Origin of the sequence: Streptomyces sp. NPDC101237 (assembly GCF_044767465.1) — a bacterium.
GTDB classification, from domain to species: domain Bacteria; phylum Actinomycetota; class Actinomycetes; order Streptomycetales; family Streptomycetaceae; genus Streptomyces; species Streptomyces gramineus.
Genome location: NZ_JBIWNY010000038.1, coordinates 1 through 19,275 on the forward strand (window position 1 = coordinate 1; position 19,275 = coordinate 19,275).

Sequence of the window (19,275 nt, forward strand, 5' to 3'; positions counted from 1 at the left end):
ATCTGGCGTTGACTTTTGGCACGCTGTTGAGTTCTCAAGGAACGATCGCTTCCTTTGTACTCACCCTCTCGGGCTTTCCTCCGGGCTTCCCTTCGTTCTTGCGTTTCCGACTCTATCAGATCTTTTCTCGACCCGATTTCCTCGGTGCTTTCCAGGTTTCCGCTCTCGCGTTTCCCTTTCCGGCGTTTCCGACTCTATCAGATCCTTTCGGCGTCTGATTCCCAGTCAGCGGGTGTTGCCTTCGCGGCTGTTGGGCCGTTCCGACGAGTGAGACTTTAGCGGATTCCCGGCCTCCGAGCTAATCGGTGGGGGCCGCGTCCTTTCGAACGTGGATTCCTTCATTTCGCACATACGCATGCCAAAACAAGGCGACGACGGATCGTCGACTGCTGGTAGGTACTTGCGGAATGGCTGTCCGGGGACCGACCGGGGTCGGCGCTCACGTCGAACAACTCGGAGAACATTACGTAACCGGTTGGGGTGTGTCAACCCGCGACCTGCCGGGGCCCTGGGGCATATCGTGGGGGACATGACTACGCGTACGTGCACCCGGCAGCAGTGGTGGGCCGCCTGACGGCGGCCGCGTTCACGTACGCACTCAACGGCCGCCGCCTCGGCGGCCGTTCGCGTATCTCCCTCCAGAACCTCTGAGGGCCGGCCGCTCAGGGCGGCGGCTCCGACCTGGAGGTGGAGAAGGAATGACACGGGTCTTCAGCGGGATCAAGCCGACCGGACACCTGACGCTGGGGAACTACCTGGGGGCCATGCGGCAGTGGGCCGCGGTGGACCAGCACCAGGCCGACGCCCTGTTCTGCATCGTCGACCTGCACGGGATGACCGTGGACCACGACCCGGCGCGACTGCGCAGGCTCACCCGGCAGGCGGCGACCCTGCTGCTGGCCGCGGGGCTGGATCCGGAGCTGTGCACGGTGTTCGTGCAGAGCCACGTCGACGAGCACACCCGCCTGTCGTACCTCATGGAGTGCGTGGCCACCGACGGGGAGATGCGGCGCATGATCCAGTACAGGGAGAAGGTCGCGAGCGAGGCGGTGCGCGGGCGGAGTGTGCGGCTTTCCCTGCTGACGTATCCGGCGCTGATGGCGTCGGACATCCTGGCGTACGGGGCGGACGAGGTGCCGGTCGGTGACGACCAGGCGCAGCACGTGGAGCTGACCCGGGATCTCGCGGTGCGGTTCAACCAGCGGTACGGGCACACGTTCGTGGTGCCGAAGGCCACCGTGCCGAAGGTCGCCGCACGGGTGATGAACCTCCAGGACCCCCTGTCGAAGATGGGCAAGAGCGACGACTCCGGGCCGGGCGTCGTCTATCTCCTGGACGAACCGGAGGTGATCCGGAAGAAGATCATGCGGGCCGTGACGGACAGCGGGCAGGAGGTCGTCTACGACCGCGAGGAGCGGCCCGGGGTCGCGAACCTGCTGGAGATTCTCGCTGCGTGCACGGGCGGGAACCCTGAGTCACTGGCGACCGTTCATGATTCGTACGGCGCTCTGAAGCGGGCCACCGCGGACGCGGTGCTGGACGTGCTCGGTCCTGTGAAGGCCAGGCACAAGGAGTTGTGCGTCGATCCCGGATATGTGGAGGAGGTGTTGCGGCATGGGGCGGATAAGGCTCGGGCGATCGCCCGGCCGATGGTCGATACCGCCTATCGGGCCATCGGGTTGTTGCCGCCGGGCACCTTCGCGGGGGGTGCCGGTGCCCGGCCCGCGGTGAACGCGGCGCGCTAGGCACCGGCAGTCCCCCGTTCTCTCGGTCCCTCTGTCCTTCCTGGCTCTCCTCGTCGCCTTTCCTCCGACCGCGGTCGGTCCGGGCTCAGTCCTTCTTTCCGGAGGCGAGTGCGCGGCTGCGGTCGCGGGCGGCTTCGAGGGCGGCGATGAGGGCGGCGCGCACGCCGTGGTTCTCCAGTTCGCGGATGGCGTTGATGGTGGTGCCGGCGGGCGAGGTGACGTTCTCGCGGAGCTTGACGGGATGCTCGCCGCTGTCGCGGAGCATCACGGCGGCGCCGATCGCGGACTGGACGATGAGTTCGTGGGCCTTGTCGCGGGGCAGACCGAGCAGGATGCCGGCGTCCGTCATGGCCTCGACCAGATAGAAGAAGTAGGCCGGCCCCGAGCCCGACAGGGCGGTGCAGGCGTCCTGCTGGGACTCGGGGACCTGGAGGGTCTTGCCGACGGCGCCGAAGATCTCCTCGGCGGTGGCGAGGTGGGCGGCGGTGGCGTGGCTGCCGGCGGAGATGACGGACATCGCCTCGTCCACGAGGGCGGGCGTGTTCGTCATGACGCGGACGACCGGGGTGCCGGCTGCGAGGCGCTCCTCGAAGAAGGAGGTGGGAATGCCGGCCGCGCCGCTGATGACCAGGCGGTCGGCGGGGATGTGCGGGGCGAGTTCGTCGAGGAGCGTGCCCATGTCCTGCGGCTTGACCGTCAGGATCAGGGTGTCGGCGGTCTTCGCGGCCTCGGCGTTGGTGACCGGGCTGACTCCGTGGCGGGCGCGGAGTTCTTCGGCCCGTTCGGGGCGGCGGGCGGTGACCAGGAGGTCGGCGGGTGCCCAGCCGGCCCGGATCATTCCGCTGAGCAGGGCTTCGCCGATCTTGCCGGTACCGAGGACTGCGACTTTCTGACTCATGCGGTTCAGTCTGTCACCGGGCGTGGCGGGCGGGCGGGGGTTGTCCGCTGGGCGGACGGGGGGTCATGTCGTCCGCCGCCGGAGGGTGGCCGCTCCGAGGGTCAGCACCAGCAGGGCGCAGCCGGCGACGATCAGGACGTCCCTGACGAAGGTGGCGGTCATGTCGGTGTGGTGGAGGACCTCGTTCATGCCGTCCACGGCATAGGACATGGGCAGGACGTCGGAGACGGCTTCGAGGACGGGGTGCATCTGGGAGCGGGGTGTGAAGAGGCCGCAGAGGAGGAGCTGGGGGAAGATCACCGCCGGCATGAACTGGACCGCCTGGAATTCCGAGGCCGCGAAGGCCGAGACGAAGAGGCCGAGGGCCGTGCCGAGCAGGGCGTCGAGCAGGGCGACCAGGAGCAGGAGCCAGGGTGAGCCGGTGACGTCGAGGCCCAGGAGCCAGACGGCCAGGCCGGTGGCGAGGGCCGACTGGATGATCGCGAGGATGCCGAAGGCGAGGGCGTAGCCGGCGATGAGGTCGGCCTTGCCGAGCGGCATGGAGAGGAGGCGTTCGAGGGTGCCGGAGGTGCGCTCGCGGAGGGTGGCGATGGAGGTCACCAGGAACATCGTGATGAGCGGGAAGATCCCGAGGAGCGAGGCGCCGATGTTGTCGAAGGTGTGCGGGCTGCCGTCGAAGACGTAGCGGAGCAGGACCAGCATCAGGCACGGGATGAGGAGGAGCAGCGCGATCGTGCGGGGGTCGTGGCGGAGCTGGCGCAGGACGCGGGCCGCGGTGGCGGTGGTGCGGGCCGGGCTGAGGGCTCTGACGGGGGCGGTCGTGGTGGCCGGCTGAGCGGTCATCGCGCGGACTCCTTCGTGCGGGAGGTGGCGGCGGCCTCGTCGACGAGGTGCAGGAAGGCTTCCTCGACGGTGTCGGAGCCGGTGCGGGTGCGGAGCGCTTCGGGGGTGTCGTCGGCGAGGATCTCGCCGTCGCGCATGAGGAGGAGGCGGTGGCAGCGCTCGGCCTCGTCCATGACGTGGGAGGAGACGAGGAGGGTGGCGCCGCGGGTGGCGGTGAGGGAGTGGAAGAACTGCCAGAGGTCGCGGCGCAGGACGGGGTCGAGTCCGACGGTGGGTTCGTCGAGGACGAGGAGTTCGGGGGTGCCGAGCAGGGCGACGGCGAGGGAGACGCGGCTGCGCTGGCCGCCGGAGAGGTTGCCGGCGAGGGAGTCGGCGTGGCCGGTGAGGTCGACTTCGCCGAGGACGCGTTCGACGTCGGCACGGCGGTCGGGGGCGGGGCTGGTGGGGTCGAGGACCGAGCCGAAGTAGTCCAGGTTCTGGCGGACGGTCAGGTCGTCGTAGACGGAGGGGGCCTGGGTGACGTAGCCGATGCGGGTGCGGAGGGTGGGGTGGCCGGCGGGTCGGCCGAGGACGTTCAGGGTGCCGGTGACCTTGGCCTGGCTGCCGACGATGGAGCGCATGAGGGTCGACTTGCCGCAGCCGGAGGGTCCGAGCAGGCCGGTGATCTGGCCGCGGGGGACGGTGAAGTCGAGGCCGCGCAGGACGGTGCGGGGACCGCGGACGGCGGTGAGGCCGGCGGCCTGGACGGCGGGGGGCAGGGCGGAGTTACCGGGGGCCTCGGGCGGCTCCGGCGAGTAATTCACCATGCGATGAATAATGCTCGGGAGGGCAGGAGGCGTCAAGGGGAGGAGTGGGCGGTGGACGCGGGCGCCGGGCGGACGGGGGCCGTGTGCGGAGAGGGGGCGCTGGGCGGACGGGGCCGCGTGCGGAGAGGGGGCGCTGGGCGGACGGGGCGTCGCCCGGGGGGCGGGAGGCACCCCGCACGCCGGCCACCGGCCCGCGGCCGGATCGTTACCGCGGGCCGGGGGCCGCGGGCCGGGGGCCAGTGGCTGGGGCGGGGCGTGGCGTGGCGGGGCAGGCCGGTAACCGGTGGTCGATCCGGGGCCGATGACCGGGCCGGGGCCGATGACCGGGCCGGGGCCGATGACCGGGCCGGGGCCGATGACCGGGTCGGGGCCGATGACCGGGCCAGGGCCAGTGGCCGGGCCGGGGCCGGTCGTCGGGTCGGTGGCGTCGGTCAGGTGGTGAGGGCGACTAGGAGGAGCACGTCGTAGGTCTCCTCGACGATCCCCTCGGGGAAGGCCTTGAGGAGGTGGGCGCGCTCGTCGGTGAAGAAGGCGGTGCGGCGGTCCTCGGGGGTGAGCAGGAACGCCGAGTGGCTGCCGAGGTTGGCGAGGTGGGTGTCGACGGGGATGCGGCGGCTCCAGCGGACCTCGCGGCGGGCGAAGCGGAGGCGGCCGCTGGGGTCGGCGAGGTCGGTGCGTTCGGCGGTCTTGCGCTTCTCGGCGGCCGCGTCCACACCGAAGAAGCGGCTCATCCGCTCGTTCTGTCCGGCGATCCACTCCACGTCCAGGGCGTCGGTGTTCCACCACAGCGCGATCGCGCCGCCAGGCCGCAGCACGCGCAGCGCCTCCGGGACCGATCGGGACGGGTCGGTCCAGTGCCAGGCCTGGGCGTAGGTGACGAAGTCGGCGATGCCGTCGGCGAGCGGCAGGGCGTTGCCGTTGCCGCGGACGAGCGGGACGCCGGGGAGGGAGCGGTGGAACTGTGCCGCCATGCCCTCGCCCGGCTCCACCGCGACCACGTCGGCGCCGCGGGCCCGCAGGACGGCGGTCGCGATGCCGGTCCCGGCGCCCACGTCGACCACCCGGGCCCCGGTGAGGGTGCGGCCGGCCGCTTCCTCCACTGCGTCGAGGAGGGCGGGCGGGTAAGAGGGGCGGTTGGCGGCGTACTGGGCCGCGGCGGCGTTGAAGGAGTGCGCGCGGGTCGCGTGCGAGGGGACAGGATCCGGGGTGCGCGACTGGCTTGTGGTCATACGGCCATGGTCGCGGGGGCGGGAGGGAGGGCGACAGCGGATATCGCCGGGCGCGAGGGTGCGTCCGGTGTCGTACCGGACGGTCTCAGCGCTTGCGCTTCTTCTTCGACGGGTTGCCCGTACGGCGCGTCGTGCGACGTTCGTGCTCCTGGACGGCGGTCTCGTGCTCGGTGCGGTGGAGTCGCTCGCCGGGGGCCTCGATCAGGGCGCGGAAGAAGTAGGCGAGGAGGGAGCCGACGAAGCCGATGGCCAGGAGACCGCGCAGGGAGGCCTGGCGTTCCGGGTCGGGGCGTTTGCCGAAGCCGTCCCAGGTGGTGCGGAAGGCCAGTGCGCTGCAGATGGCGAACATCGCGACGACCAGCACGGTCACGAAGGCTCCGATGTCGGCGAGCTGGAGGCCTTCGTACGCGAGACGCAGGACCAGGCACGAGACGACGGCGGCGGCGAGCGAACCCACGGCCACGCCGGCGCGGCGCAGGGCGTAGCCGTGGTCGTGGTCGACCCAGGACGTGCCGAAGAAACGGAGGGGCTCGGGCCGGGGGCCGGTCGGGGCCCCGCCTGCGGAGCCCGCGGAGGTGTCCGGGGTGCCAGGTTCGTCGCTCACGGGACGATTATGGCGCCGCGCGGCCGCGGGCTCCGGGGCGGGTCGTGCCGGCCGTATCAGGAGCAGCGGTCGGCCACGTAGCCGTCGCTGCCCGTGTGGACGTAGGCGTCCGAGACGTACTCGCCGTTGTCGATGTTGTCCCAGATGTTCGAGGTGCCGTAGTAGCCGGAGACGGTGGTGCCGGGTGTCTGGCAGAAGATCGGGACGCGGGTGCCCTCGGGGAGGGTCCGTGTGATGCCGTAGCCGGTACCGGGGCCGCTGCGGACGTTGAGACGGACGCCGGGGGCGACCGGATACGTCTTCACGGACGCCGCCGCGAGCGTCGCGACGGCCTCGGCCTCACCGCTGCTGCCGGCTTCCTGGACATGATCGGCTGACATGTGAAACTCCCCCCAATGAACCCCATGAGTGCCATGGGACCCCGTTGATTCCCTCGAATCGAGCCATGAAACTCGTGTGCGCGACTCGCACGCGGAGGCTAGCAAGCCGCCTCTGTATCGCACGCGTCATCGACTAGGCTCCGTGCGTCGCGCTCCGCGGAGAAAGCACGGGGGTGGTCTGATGACGCCACAGCGCAACACCGGAGCGGACGCGGAAGCGGAACTTCCTGAGTACGCCGGGCACTACCGGCTGGAGTCCTGCCTGGGCTCGGGCGGCATGGGCGTGGTGCACCTGGCCCGCAGCACCTCCGGGCTGAAGCTCGCCGTGAAGATCGTGCACGCCGAGTTCGCCAAGGACCGTGAGTTCAGGGGCCGTTTCCGGCAGGAGGTGGCCGCCGCGCGCAAGGTCAGCGGTGCCTTCACCGCTCCCGTCGTGGACGCCGATCCGGAGGCCGCGCGGCCGTGGATGGCCACCCTCTTCATCCCCGGGCCGACCCTCTCCGAGCAGGTCAAGCGGAACGGCCCCATGGCGCCTGCCCAGTTGCGCAGGCTGATGGCGGGCCTCGCGGAGGCGCTGCGCGACATCCACCGGGTCGGGGTGGTGCACCGGGACCTCAAGCCGAGCAACGTCCTGCTCGCCAAGGACGGTCCGAAAGTCATCGACTTCGGCATCTCCCGGCCCAAGGACAGCGAACTGCGGACCGAGACGGGGAAGTTGATCGGTACGCCGCCGTTCATGGCGCCGGAGCAGTTCCGGCGGCCGCGGGAGGTGGGGCCCGCCGCGGACATCTTCGCGCTCGGGTCCGTGCTGGTGCACGCGGCGACCGGGCGGGGGCCGTTCGACTCCGACAGCCCCTATGTCGTCGCCTACCAGGTCGTGCACGACGAGCCCGACCTCACCGGCATGCCGGAGGAGCTGGCTCCGCTGGTGCTGCGCTGTCTCGCCAAGGAGCCCGAGGACCGGCCGACGCCCGACGAGATGATGCGGGAGCTGCGGTCGTTGTCGGCGTCGTACGACACGCAGGCGTTCATACCGGCGCAGCGGGTCACGGAGGACGCGGACGAGCCCTCGGAGGGAGAAGAGGAGAAGCCGCCGGAACCGGACGAGCCGGCGGCCGCCCGTTCCGGCCGGGGGACCCGGACGGCGCGGAAGGTGTCGGTGCGACGGATGGCCGTCGCCGCCGGGGCCGGGTTCCTGGTCCTCGGCGGTGTGCTCGCCTCGGTGCCGTGGTCGGGGGGCGACGGCCCGGCACCCACGGGCGAAACGGTCCGGCGCTCCGCCACGGCGTTCGAGGCCTGGCAGCGGGAGGCGGTCGCCGCGCCCGGCTCGGGGATGCCGCAGTGCGTCGGCGGGGCGGGGAAGTTGCTGTGCTTCCGGTCGGGGCTGGCGTACGCCCTCGATCAGGCGAGCGGGCGGGTGCTGTGGCGGCACCGGGTCACGGACGACGGTACGAACGGCGCGCCGTCGCTGTCGGGCGGGCTGCTGGTGCTCCCGGCGGACGGTGGGCGGCGGGTGACGGCGCTGGATCCGGCGACGGGTTCGCCGCGCTGGCAGCGGGAGCTGCCCGCGCACCAGGCGATGACGGTCACCCGGAGCATGCTGCTGGTGGCCGGGGCCGATCGCGTGGTCACCGGCATCGACGCCGGGACCGGCCGCACCAGCTGGAGCCTGCCGGTGCCGGGCACCGTGACCCCGTCCCTGAGTTCGTTCGCCAGAGACCGGCTGGCCTATGCGACCAGTACCTCCGACGACGGCACGCACACCGTGGTCACCGCGCTGGACCCGGAGGCCGGGGAGCGGCGCTGGGAGGCGCGGCTCGCGGGTGACCTCGAACCGGTCGGCGGCTCGGGCGGGTCGCTGTTCCTGCTGTCCACGGATCTCGGCTCCGGGCAGACGGACGCGGTGGTGCGCTACACGCCGGACAGCGGGACCACCCGCCGGGTGGCGCTGCCCGTCCGCCGGGACGCACCGGGCGCCTCGGTCCGCGGCGACGTCGTCTACCTGCTGGCCGCCGGCGGTTCGCTGGAGGCCGTGGACCTGGAGAGCGGCAGACGGCTCTGGGGGCTGCAGACGTCGGTGAGCCGGGGTTCGGCGCCGGTGGCGGACGACCGGCACGTCTACTTCACGGCGGCCGACGGACGTCTGCTCGCCGTGGACGCCCGCGAGGGGACGCTCGTCGGCCAGACCCCGGCGCGGCTGGCCGGCAACGCCGACCAGGTCGTCGCCGCGCTGTCGGCTCCGGTGATCGTCGGCTCCCGTGTGTACGCCACCGGGCCGGACGGAAGCGTCTTCGGCGTGGACGGGGCGGATCCCGCCGGCTGGTGACGCCGGCGTCCGCGTCACCAGGTCTTCGCCGGGACGAGGGCGGCCGGCGGCGCCGGGCCTCGCGCACAGGCGACAGGGGCCGCCTCCCGTGGGGGAGGCGGCCCCTGTCGTGCGGCCGGGTGTCAGCCGAGCTTGCTCACGTCGCGCACCGCGCCCTTGTCGGCGCTGGTGGCCATCGCCGCGTAGGCGCGCAGGGCCACCGAGACCTTGCGGTCGCGGTTCTTCGGTGCGTACACGCCGTTCAGGGCCTGCTCACGACGAGCCAGTTCGGCGTCGTCGACGAGGAGTTCGATGGTGCGGTGGGGGATGTCGATGCGGATGCGGTCGCCGTCCTCGACGAGGGCGATGGTGCCGCCCGAGGCCGCCTCCGGCGAGGCGTGGCCGATCGACAGGCCCGAGGTGCCGCCGGAGAAGCGGCCGTCGGTGACCAGCGCGCAGGTCTTGCCGAGGCCGCGGCCCTTGAGGAAGGACGTCGGGTAGAGCATCTCCTGCATGCCGGGGCCGCCCTTGGGGCCCTCGTAGCGGATGACGACGACGTCGCCGTGCGTGACCTGCTTGTTGAGGATCTTCTCGACGGCCTCTTCCTGCGACTCGCAGACGACCGCCGGGCCCTCGAAGGTCCAGATCGACTCGTCGACGCCGGCCGTCTTGACCACGCAGCCGTCGACGGCGAGGTTGCCCTTGAGGACGGCGAGGCCGCCGTCCTTGGAGTACGCGTGCTCGACGCTGCGGATGCAGCCCTCCGCCGCGTCCTCGTCCAGGGCCTCCCAGCGCTCCGACTGGGAGAACGCCTCGGAGGAGCGGACGCAGCCCGGGGCCGCGTGCCACAGTTCCACCGCCTCGGGCGACGGGGAGCCGCCGCGCACGTCCCACGTCTTGAGCCAGTCGGCGAGGGAGGGGCTGTGGACGGAGTGCACGTCCTCGTTCAGGAGGCCGCCGCGGTGCAGTTCGCCGAGGAGGGCGGGGATGCCGCCGGCCCGGTGCACGTCCTCCATGTAGTACGTGCGGGACTTCGCGACGTTCGGGGCCACCTTGGCCAGGCAGGGCACCCGGCGCGAGACCTCGTTGATCTCCTCCAGGCCGAAGGAGACGCCCGCCTCCTGGGCGGCGGCCAGCAGGTGCAGGATCGTGTTGGTGGAGCCGCCCATCGCGATGTCCAGGGCCATCGCGTTCTCGAACGCGGCGAAGGTCGCGACGTTGCGGGGCAGGACCGTGTCGTCGTCCTGCTCGTAGTAGCGGCGGGTGATGTCCATGACCGTGCGGGCCGCGTCGACGTACAGGCGCTTGCGGGCCGTGTGGGTGGCGAGGACCGAGCCGTTGCCGGGGAGGGAGAGTCCGATGGCCTCGGTCAGGCAGTTCATCGAGTTGGCGGTGAACATGCCGGAACAGGAGCCGCAGGTCGGACAGGCGTTCTCCTCGATACGGAGGATGTCCTCGTCGGAGATCTTGTCGTTCACGGCGTCGGAGATCGCGTCGACCAGGTCGAGGGTGCGGACGGTGCCGTCGACGAGGGTGGCCCGGCCGGCCTCCATCGGGCCGCCGGAGACGAAGACCGTGGGGATGTTCAGGCGCAGCGCGGCCATCAGCATGCCCGGCGTGATCTTGTCGCAGTTGGAGATGCAGACCAGGGCGTCGGCGCAGTGCGCCTCGACCATGTACTCGACGGAGTCGGCGATCAGGTCGCGGGACGGCAGGGAGTACAGCATGCCGCCGTGGCCCATGGCGATGCCGTCGTCCACGGCGATCGTGTTGAACTCGCGCGGGATGCCGCCCGCCTCCGTGATCGCCTCGCTGACGATCCGGCCGACCGGCTGCAGGTGGGTGTGGCCCGGCACGAACTCGGTGAAGCTGTTGGCGACCGCGATGATCGGCTTGCGGCCGATGTCCGCGCCCGGTACACCGGAGGCGCGCATCAGGGCGCGGGCGCCCGCCATGTTGCGGCCGTGGGTGACTGTGCGGGACCTCAGCTCGGGCATCGTCGCTCGCTCCTTCAGGCAGATAGGGCTCTCGTCGAGCGTACGCCCGTTGCTCAGGCTTCGGGACGAGGTGTCCGGAATGCGGGACGGGTGTCTCGCTGCTCCGGCCTCACGGGCCGGTCAGATGCCCTTGGACGACCGGTGCCACCCGCGCCACGATCTGCTCCAGGTCCGCCGACGCCAGCGGCTCCAGCTTGATGACGTAGCGCAGCATCGCGCACCCCACGAGCTGCGCGGCGGCCAGCTCGGCGCGGAGCTGCGCGTCCGGGAGGTCCAGCTGCTCGGCGAGCCGGCGCAGCAACTGGGCGGCGACCAGCCGCCGGAAGACGGCGGCGGCGGTCTCGTTGTTCACCGCCGAGCGGAGGATCGCCAGCAGGGGCGTACGGGTGGTGGGGTTCTCCCAGATGCCGAAGATGAAGCGGGTCAGGCGTTCGCCGACGCCCTCCACCGGGCCGTCGGCCACCGCGACGGGCGCGTTCAGCGCGGGCGCGAAGGCGACCGAGATCGCGGCCTCGAAGACCTGCTCCTTGGTGCCGAAGTAGTGGTGGACGAGGGCCGAGTCGACGCCGGCGGCCTTGGCGATGCCGCGCACGGACGTCTTGTCGTAGCCGAGCTCGGAGAACTCCTCGCGGGCGGCGGCGAGGATGCGGTCCCGGGTGTCCGCCGACTCGGTGCGCGGCGGGCGGCCGCGGCGGCGGGGTGCGGTCCCGTCGCCGGCCGGTGCGGTGCGGGTCACCGGCGGGGCACCTTCACCGCCGAGGCCAGGTGCAGGCGGGTGAAGGCCAGGGCCTCCGCGAGGTCGGCCTCGCGCTCGGCGGCGGACATCGCGCGCCGCGTGTTGACCTCGATGACGACGTGCCCGTCGAAGCCGGTGACCGCGAGGCGCTCCAGGACCTCGGCGCAGGGCTGGGTGCCGCGGCCGGGCACCAGGTGCTCGTCCTTGGCGGAGCCGCGGCCGTCGGCGAGGTGGACGTGGCCGAGCCGGTCGCCCATCCGGTCGAACATGGCGAGCGCGTCGGTGCGGGAGGTCGCGGCGTGGCTGAGGTCGATCGTGAAGTGCCGGTAGTCGTCCTTGGTGACGTCCCAGTCGGGGGCGTACGCGAGCATCTCGCGGTCGCGGTAGCGCCACGGGTACATGTTCTCCACCGCGAACCTGACGTCCGTCTCGTCCGCCATGCGCCAGACGCCCTCCACGAAGTCGCGGGCGTACTGGCGCTGCCAGCGGAACGGCGGGTGGACGACGACGGTGTCCGCGCCGAGCCTCTCGGCGGCCGACCGGGCCCGCTGGAGCTTGACCCAGGGGTCGGTGGACCAGACCCGCTGGGTGATCAGCAGGCAGGGGGCGTGGACGGCGAGGATCGGGATGCGGTGGTAGTCGCTCAGTCGGCGCAGGGCCTCGACGTCCTGGCTGACCGGGTCGGTCCACACCATGACCTCGACGCCGTCGTAGCCGAGGCGCGCGGCGATCTCGAAGGCCGTCGCCGTCGACTCCGGATAGACGGAGGCCGTGGAGAGCGCGACCTTCGCATCCGGGATACGGACGACGTCCCTTGGTTCTGCCACGAGGGACAGGTTACGGGGTGGGGTCGGGCGGGGGCGGGGGGTGTCTTCGCCAGTGTGACGATCGTCGCGTCGGGAACGAGGCCGGCCGCGTCCGCCGCCTTCACCGGTCCGCCCGTGCCGGCCCGCGGGTGTGTCCGCCGCCCGCCGGCGGGTCGGGCGGCCGCACACCGCGGGTGCGCCTAGGCCGAGCCCATGTGGTCCAGGCGTCGCAGGATGATGCCCTCGCGCAGCGCCCACGGGCACACCTCGACCGAGTCCACCCCGAACAGGTCCATCGCGGCCTCCGCCACCAGCGCGCCCGCCACCAGCTGGCCGGAGCGGCCCTCGGAGACGCCCGGGAGCGCGCCGCGCTGGGCCGTGTTCATGGCCGCGAGCCGCGGCACCCAGGTCTCCAGCGAGCTGCGCTTGAGTTCCCGCTGGACGTAGAGGCCGTCGGCGGAGCGGGCCGCGCCGGCGATCCGGGCCAGCTGCTTGAAGGTCTTGGAGGTGGCGACGACGTGGTCGGGAGCGCCGAAGCGGCTGAACTCGCCGACCGTGCGCGCGATCTCGGCCCGCACGTGGCGGCGCAGTGCCCGTATGTCGTCCGGGGCGGGCGGGTCGCCGGGGAGCCAGCCGGCGGTGAGCCGCCCGGCGCCGAGCGGCAGCGAGACGGCCGCGTCCGGCTCCTCGTCGATGCCGTAGGCGATCTCCAGGGAGCCGCCTCCGATGTCCAGGACCAGCAGTTTCCCCGCGGACCAGCCGAACCAGCGGCGTACCGCGAGGAAGGTCAGGCGGGCCTCCTCGGCGCCGCTGAGGACCTGGAGTTCGGCACCGGTCTCGGCCCTCACGCGCGCGAGGACGTCGTCGGCGTTGCTGGCCTCGCGCACGGCGGAGGTGGCGAACGGCAGCAGTTCCTCGACGCCCTTGTCCTCCGCGGCCTGGAGGGCCCCATGGACGACACCGATCAGTTTTCCGACTCCGTCGGGACCGATCGCGCCGTTGCCGTCGAGCAGTTGGGCAAGGCGCAATTCCGCCTTGTGCGAGTGCGCGGGCAGCGGGCGCGCGCCGGGGTGCGCGTCCACCACCAGCAGGTGCACCGTGTTGGATCCCACGTCGAGGACACCGAGTCTCATGTACGGAACGCTACTGCCAGGTGGCCGGGAACCCATCGGCGGTGGCGTCCCCGAAGCCACCTCGCGCGATTTACCCTGTACACGTGCCAAAGACGAAAAAGACGAAGGACCACAAGGGCGCCCAATCCGCCGACGGTTCTTCGCGGGCGAAGCCGTCGAAGAAGCCGAAGACCTCACAGCAGGCCCCGGCAGGCGACGAGAAGGGCCTGGACTTCGCGCGCGCGTGGGTCGAGTTCCCGGATCCGGCCGACGACGAGCAGGTGTTCCGGTGTGATCTGACCTGGCTGACCTCGCGCTGGAACTGCGTCTTCGGCAGCGGCTGCCAGGGCATCCAGGCGGGCCGCGCGGACGACGGCTGCTGCACGCTGGGCGCGCACTTCTCCGACGAGGACGACGAGAAGCGGGTCGCCGAGCACGTGTCGAGGCTCACGCCGGACATCTGGCAGCACCACGCCGAGGGCACGCGTGACGGCTGGGTCGCGGAGGACGACGAGGGCTCCCGCCAGACCCGCCCGTACAACGGCTCGTGCATCTTCCAGAACCGTCCCGGTTTCGCGGGGGGCGCGGGCTGCTCCCTGCACATCCTGGCCCTGCGGGAGGGCCGCGAGCCGCTGGAGACCAAGCCGGACGTCTGCTGGCAGCTCCCGGTCCGCCGCACCTACGACTGGATCGACCGCCCCGACGACACGCGCATCCTCCAGGTCTCGATCGGTGAGTACGACCGCAGGGGCTGGGGCCCGGGCGGCCACGACCTGCACTGGTGGTGCACGTCGGCGACCTCGGCACACGGCGCCGGTGACCCGGTCTACGTCTCCTACCGTCCGGAACTGACCGAACTGATGGGCAAGGCCGGCTACGACCGCCTGGCCGAACTGTGCGAGCAGCGCCTGGCCTCCCAGCTGCCCCTGGTGGCCCCGCACCCGGCGGACCCGACGACCTGAGACGCCGCCCCGCGCAGCGGCGTCCGGTACGGCCCTCGCCGACAGGTGGGCGCGGGCGCTGCCGAGGCGCGGGCCGCTCCTCGGCATGAGGCCGCGGGACGCGGGCGCTGCCGGGCGCGCGCCCGGCCGCGCCGCCTCCGCTGTCACGGAGTGGCCGACGGCCCTCCGCTCTCGGTCTCGGTCGGCGACGCCGAATCCGTCGGGCCGGGCGTGTCCGACGCGGTCGGGGTCGGCGTGGGCGTCGGCTCGGTCGGTGAGTCCGTCGGCTCGGCGGACGCCGACACGGTCGGCGTGGGCGTGGGCCGCCCCGGCGGCGTCGGCCCCCGTTTCACCGGCGGGGCCGTCCCGTAGCCGTCGATCGTCACCACCGCCCCGGCCGGCGCCACGGCGACCCGCGCGGTCCAGCGCCCGGCGGGCTCCCGCAGGTGGTCGACGTACACCTTGACGGTCAGGGACTCGCCCGGCCGGAGCGTTCCCGAGGAGCGCGAGAAGTACAGCCAGCCCGAGGTGGTGGACACCGACCACCGCAGGGGCGCGTCACCGGCCGCCGCGAGCGTGATCAGCGTCGTGTCGCCGTCGTTCGCGGCCGTCACCGCGAGGTGCCCCGCGCCGCCCTTCGCCCGGTCGCCGCCCGCGACGCCGACCACCTCCACCGAGACGTCGGCGTTGCCGTCCTTGCCGATGCGCGGCCCGGGTCCGGTGCCCGCGTTGCCCGCGTTCCGGTAGCCGCCCGAGCCGTCGCCGGCCAGCGCGCCCGGACCGGAGGTCTCGCGGGCGGTCGCGGACGGCCCGTCGTGCCCCTCCCCCGCGGGCGAACCCCGGTACGCGGCCCACAGGGCCAGCACGGGAGCCGCCACCACCGTGGCGACGACGGTCGTCGTGACGGCACGCGCGCGCAGCCGGTCGCGGCGGGCCGCGCGGTCTTTCGGGTCCATCGGGAAACCGCGCCGGTCGAAGCGCGGCACCCCGGCGCCACGCGCGCGCGAGGGGTGCGCCATCGCGACGTGCAGCTCCGCGCGCGGTGCCTCAAGGACCGGCAGCTCGGCGGGCGTGGTGATCGCGCCGGGCCACCGTCCGGGCGCGGCGCGTTCGGCGGTGCGGCGGCAGCGCGGGCAGTCGTCGACGTGCCTGACCAGTTCACGGCGCAGGGCGCTGCTCAGCACCAGCTGGCTGTCCCCGGTGAGGTGGGACACGCTCGGGCAGCCGCCGGTCTCCACCACGGCGAGCGCCGCGCGGGTGCGCTCCACCTCGCAGGCCGCGGAGGCGAGCAGTTCACGGGCGCCGGCGAGATCCATGCCGAGGACGGCGGCTACCTCCTGGGCGGTGAGGTGGTGGCGGACCGCGAGTTCGAGCGCCTCGCGCTGCTCCGGGGTGGTGCCGGCGGCCTCGGGCCAGGCGAGCAGGGCGAGTTCGCCGCGCCGCTGTTCCTCGGTCCGGGCGGCGGCCGGGGGTTCCGGGGCGGTGGTCCGGCCCGCCGCGTGGGTGGCCTGACGTTTCTGCTTGGCCTCGGCCAAACCGCGCAGACAGGCCCAGCGGGCCAGCGCGTACAGCCAGGCCCTGCGGTCTCCGTCGGTCTCCGGGACGCGCTGGCCGCGCCGCTCGGCGACGGCGAGGACGTCCCCGAGGGCGGCGGTGGCCGCGTCGTGGTCGCAGAGCACCGAGAGGCAGTACGTGAACAGCCCGTCCAGGTACGGCTCGTAGCGCGCCGGCGGCCGCTGCGCCAGCGCACGCGCCGCCGTACGGTCGCGCGCTGCACGCGCCCCCCGGTCTGCCCGGTGCGCGCCGGTCATGCGGGTCGAGGTCTCCGGACTGCTGCTCATCACCCGTGCGACCGTAGGCGGCGGCGTAACGTCCCTTCTGGCACCTTGAGCACTTTTAATCCGTACGGGTGAAACGATCCCTCATAAGGGGACACCAACCGGTTGCCCGGTGGCTCGTTCCTGACGGGACATGGCCGGGACCCGTCAGCCCGGGTCGGTCGCGGGCGCCGGCGTGGGCCCGCTGTCGGTGGCGGGAGCTACGGTTTCCGCATGGCTGCCCGTACCAAGACCGCGAAAGACCGTCCGTCGTTCCGCTGCACCGAGTGCGGCTGGCAGACGGCCAAGTGGCTCGGCCGCTGCCCCGAGTGCCAGGCATGGGGGACGGTCGAGGAGTACGGCGCGCCCGCGGTCCGCACGACGGCACCCGGCCGGGTCACCACCTCCGCGGTACCCATCGGCGAGGTCGACGGCCGCCAGGCCACCGCGCGCACGACCGGCGTGCCGGAGCTGGACCGGGTGCTGGGCGGCGGTCTGGTCCCCGGCGCGGTCGTCCTGCTGGCGGGCGAACCCGGCGTCGGCAAGTCCACCCTGCTGCTCGACGTGGCCGCCAAGTCGGCGAGCGAGCAGCACCGCACCCTCTACGTCACCGGAGAGGAGTCGGCGAGCCAGGTCCGGCTGCGCGCCGACCGCATCGGCGCCATCGACGACCACCTCTATCTCGCCGCCGAGACCGACCTGGCCGCCGTCCTCGGTCACCTGGACGCGGTCAAGCCGTCGCTGCTGATCATGGACTCCGTCCAGACGGTCGCGTCCCCCGAGATCGACGGCGCGCCCGGCGGCATGGCCCAGGTGCGGGAGGTGGCCGGGGCGCTCATCCGCGCCTCCAAGGACCGGGGGATGTCGACGCTCCTGGTGGGCCACGTCACCAAGGACGGCGCGATCGCCGGTCCCCGGCTGCTCGAACACCTCGTGGACGTCGTCCTGCACTTCGAGGGCGACCGGCACGCGCGCCTGCGGCTCGTCCGCGGGGTCAAGAACCGCTACGGCACCACGGACGAGGTCGGCTGCTTCGAGCTGCACGACGAGGGGATCACGGGCCTGGCGGACCCGAGCGGACTCTTCCTGACCCGACGTGCCGAACCGGTCCCGGGGACCTGTCTGACGGTCACCCTGGAGGGCCGCCGCCCGCTGGTCGCCGAGGTCCAGGCGCTGACCGTGGAATCCCAGATCCCCTCCCCGCGCCGCACCACCTCCGGCCTGGAGACCTCCCGGGTCTCGATGATGCTGGCGGTGCTGGAACAGCGCGGGCGGATCACCGCGCTCGGCAAGCGGGACATCTACTCCGCCACCGTCGGCGGCGTGAAGCTCTCGGAGCCCGCGGCCGACCTGGCGATCGCCCTCGCCCTGGCCTCCGCCGCGAGCGACACCCCGCTCCCCAAGAACCTGGTCGCCATCGGCGAGGTCGGTCTCGCCGGCGAGGTCAGACGGGTCACCGGCGTCCAGCGCAGGCTGGCGGAGGCGCACCGACTCGGCTTCACGCACGCGCTCGTGCCGAGCGATCCCGGCAGGATCCCGGCGGGCATGAAGGTCCTGGAAGTCGCGGACATGGGGGACGCGCTGCGGGTGCTGCCGCGCTCCCGTCGCCGAGAGGCCCCACAGGAGGCGGAGCAGCGCCGGTAGACTTTGCCCTGGTCTCGCCCATCCGTACGAACCGCGTGCGGCTGCGGGAGCGCCTCAGAACCTGCGACCGGAGGAGTGCAGTGGCAGCCAACGACCGGGCAGCGGCTCCCGGAAAATCCGGTGGGAGTGCCGGTTCCGATGGCCTGATGCGCGCCTCGCTGAGCGCTGTGGCTCCGGGCACGGGCCTGCGTGACGGCCTGGAGCGGGTCCTCCGCGGCAACACCGGCGGGCTCATCGTCCTCGGCTTCGACAAGACCGTCGAGACGATGTGCACGGGCGGCTTCGTCCTCGACGTCGAGTTCACGGCGACCCGGCTGCGCGAGCTGTGCAAGCTCGACGGCGGCATCGTGATCTCCTCCGACCTCTCCAAGATCCTCCGGGCGGGCGTGCAGTTCGTGCCCGACGCGACGATCCCCACGGAGGAGACCGGCACCCGCCACCGCACCGCGGACCGCGTCTCCAAGCAGGTCGGGTTCCCGGTGGTCTCGGTCTCGCAGTCGATGCGGCTGATCGCGCTCTACGTCGGCGGGCAGCGGCGTGTCCTGGAGGACTCGGCGGCGATCCTGTCCCGTGCCAACCAGGCGCTCGCGACCCTGGAGCGGTACAAGCTCCGCCTGGACGAGGTCGCGGGAACGCTGTCGGCGCTGGAGATCGAGGACCTGGTGACGGTCCGCGACGTCTCGGCCGTCGCGCAGCGGCTCGAAATGGTCCGCCGCATCGCCACCGAGATCGCCGAGTACGTGGTCGAGCTGGGCACCGACGGCCGGCTGCTCGCGCTCCAGCTGGACGAGCTGATCGCCGGTGTCGAGCCCGAGCGCGAGCTGGTGGTCAGGGACTACGTCCCCGAGCCCACCGCCAAGCGCTCGCGCACGGTCGACGAGGCGCTCTACGAGCTGGACGCGCTGAGCCACGCGGAGCTGCTGGAGCTGCCGACGGTGGCGCGGGCGCTGGGGTACACGGGGTCGCCGGAGGCGCTGGACTCCGCGGTGTCGCCGCGTGGCTTCCGGCTGCTGGCGAAGGTGCCGCGGCTGCCCGGGGCGATCATCGACCGGCTGGTCGAGCACTTCGGGGGCCTGCAGAAGCTGCTCGCCGCGAGCGTGGACGACCTGCAGACCGTGGACGGGGTCGGCGAGGCGCGAGCGCGGAGCGTCCGCGAGGGTCTGTCGCGGCTCGCGGAGTCCTCGATCCTCGAACGGTACGTGTAGCTCCGCTGGGGTGGGCGGCTGATCAACTGCGGCCGATCGGGGCCGCCCGCGCCCCCTACCCATCTGCGCAAACCCCGGCCCGGCGGGGGCTGAACACCTCCGCACCCGCGACCCGGCGGGGGCCGAGCACCTCCGCACCCGCGACCCGACGGGGGCTGAACACCTCCGCACCCGCGACCCGGCGGGGGCCGAGCACCTCCGCACCCG

Annotated in this window: 17 protein-coding genes; 6 read left to right on the forward strand and 11 right to left on the reverse strand. The window is 72.6% G+C overall.

Annotated elements, in window-relative coordinates; all coding sequences use genetic code 11:
* A partial coding sequence (locus ACIRQ9_RS36550) for a hypothetical protein (protein ID WP_404183819.1) occupies nt 1-218 on the forward strand: 218 nt, incomplete at its 5' end.
* 480 nt (nt 219-698) lie between these two features.
* Nucleotides 699-1,745: a tryptophan--tRNA ligase gene (gene trpS / locus ACIRQ9_RS36555; protein ID WP_404183822.1), complete on the forward strand. Its 1,047-nt coding sequence runs from the start codon at nt 699-701 to the stop codon at nt 1,743-1,745.
* Nucleotides 1,746-1,830: 85 nt separating this feature from the next.
* Here trpS and proC read toward each other — a convergent pair whose 3' ends face one another.
* The 6 genes from proC to ACIRQ9_RS36585 all read right to left on the reverse strand — a co-directional run bounded on the left by proC (nt 1,831) and on the right by ACIRQ9_RS36585 (nt 6,505).
* Entirely contained in the window at nt 1,831-2,643 is an 813-nt protein-coding gene (proC, locus tag ACIRQ9_RS36560; RefSeq protein WP_404183825.1) for a pyrroline-5-carboxylate reductase, read from the reverse strand.
* 63 nt (nt 2,644-2,706) lie between these two features.
* Nucleotides 2,707-3,486, reverse strand: a complete 780-nt coding sequence (locus ACIRQ9_RS36565) for an ABC transporter permease (RefSeq protein WP_404183828.1) — start codon at nt 3,484-3,486, stop codon at nt 2,707-2,709.
* Complete coding sequence (locus ACIRQ9_RS36570) at nt 3,483-4,292, reverse strand: ABC transporter ATP-binding protein (RefSeq protein WP_404183831.1); 810 nt, start codon at nt 4,290-4,292, stop codon at nt 3,483-3,485. The genes ACIRQ9_RS36565 and ACIRQ9_RS36570 overlap by 4 nt, the downstream gene beginning before the upstream one ends.
* Before the next feature lie 431 nt (nt 4,293-4,723).
* The gene (locus ACIRQ9_RS36575) at nt 4,724-5,521 is read right to left on the reverse strand and encodes a class I SAM-dependent methyltransferase (RefSeq protein WP_404183833.1); all 798 of its coding nucleotides are present in this window, start codon (nt 5,519-5,521) and stop codon (nt 4,724-4,726) included.
* 85 nt (nt 5,522-5,606) lie between these two features.
* A complete protein-coding gene (locus tag ACIRQ9_RS36580) occupies nt 5,607-6,125 on the reverse strand; it encodes an EamA/RhaT family transporter (RefSeq protein WP_404183836.1) in 519 nt (172 codons plus the stop codon).
* A 56-nt stretch (nt 6,126-6,181) separates the two neighbouring features.
* Complete coding sequence (locus ACIRQ9_RS36585) at nt 6,182-6,505, reverse strand: SH3 domain-containing protein (protein WP_404183839.1); 324 nt, start codon at nt 6,503-6,505, stop codon at nt 6,182-6,184.
* A 181-nt stretch (nt 6,506-6,686) separates the two neighbouring features.
* On the opposite strand from ACIRQ9_RS36585, the gene ACIRQ9_RS36590 reads away from it, so the two are divergent.
* Nucleotides 6,687-8,831, forward strand: coding sequence for a serine/threonine-protein kinase (locus ACIRQ9_RS36590; RefSeq protein WP_404183842.1), 2,145 nt, complete (start codon nt 6,687-6,689; stop codon nt 8,829-8,831).
* Between the two features lie 122 nt (nt 8,832-8,953).
* On the opposite strand, the gene ilvD is transcribed toward ACIRQ9_RS36590, so the two are convergent.
* From ilvD to ACIRQ9_RS36610, 4 genes are all read right to left on the reverse strand, one after another.
* The gene (ilvD, locus tag ACIRQ9_RS36595; protein ID WP_404183845.1) at nt 8,954-10,807 is read right to left on the reverse strand and encodes a dihydroxy-acid dehydratase; all 1,854 of its coding nucleotides are present in this window, start codon (nt 10,805-10,807) and stop codon (nt 8,954-8,956) included.
* A gap of 109 nt (nt 10,808-10,916) precedes the next feature.
* Complete coding sequence (locus tag ACIRQ9_RS36600; RefSeq protein ID WP_404183848.1) at nt 10,917-11,543, reverse strand: TetR family transcriptional regulator; 627 nt, start codon at nt 11,541-11,543, stop codon at nt 10,917-10,919.
* Nucleotides 11,540-12,370: a sugar phosphate isomerase/epimerase family protein gene (locus tag ACIRQ9_RS36605; RefSeq protein ID WP_404183851.1), complete on the reverse strand. Its 831-nt coding sequence runs from the start codon at nt 12,368-12,370 to the stop codon at nt 11,540-11,542. The genes ACIRQ9_RS36600 and ACIRQ9_RS36605 overlap by 4 nt, the downstream gene beginning before the upstream one ends.
* Before the next feature lie 179 nt (nt 12,371-12,549).
* A complete protein-coding gene (locus ACIRQ9_RS36610) occupies nt 12,550-13,482 on the reverse strand; it encodes a Ppx/GppA family phosphatase (RefSeq protein WP_404183854.1) in 933 nt (310 codons plus the stop codon).
* 83 nt (nt 13,483-13,565) lie between these two features.
* Here ACIRQ9_RS36610 and ACIRQ9_RS36615 point away from each other — a divergent pair, with 83 nt between their 5' ends.
* On the forward strand, nt 13,566-14,423 hold the full coding sequence (locus ACIRQ9_RS36615; protein ID WP_404183857.1) for a hypothetical protein: 858 nt from the start codon (nt 13,566-13,568) through the stop codon (nt 14,421-14,423).
* 143 nt (nt 14,424-14,566) lie between these two features.
* On the opposite strand, the gene ACIRQ9_RS36620 is transcribed toward ACIRQ9_RS36615, so the two are convergent.
* On the reverse strand, nt 14,567-16,243 hold the full coding sequence (locus ACIRQ9_RS36620; RefSeq protein WP_404183860.1) for a hypothetical protein: 1,677 nt from the start codon (nt 16,241-16,243) through the stop codon (nt 14,567-14,569).
* Between the two features lie 210 nt (nt 16,244-16,453).
* Between ACIRQ9_RS36620 and radA the strand changes: the two genes are divergently transcribed.
* A complete protein-coding gene (gene radA, locus ACIRQ9_RS36625) occupies nt 16,454-17,863 on the forward strand; it encodes a DNA repair protein RadA (protein WP_404183863.1) in 1,410 nt (469 codons plus the stop codon).
* An 80-nt stretch (nt 17,864-17,943) separates the two neighbouring features.
* Nucleotides 17,944-19,068: a DNA integrity scanning diadenylate cyclase DisA gene (gene disA, locus ACIRQ9_RS36630; RefSeq protein ID WP_404183866.1), complete on the forward strand. Its 1,125-nt coding sequence runs from the start codon at nt 17,944-17,946 to the stop codon at nt 19,066-19,068.
* The last annotated feature ends 207 nt before the right edge of the window (nt 19,069-19,275 follow it).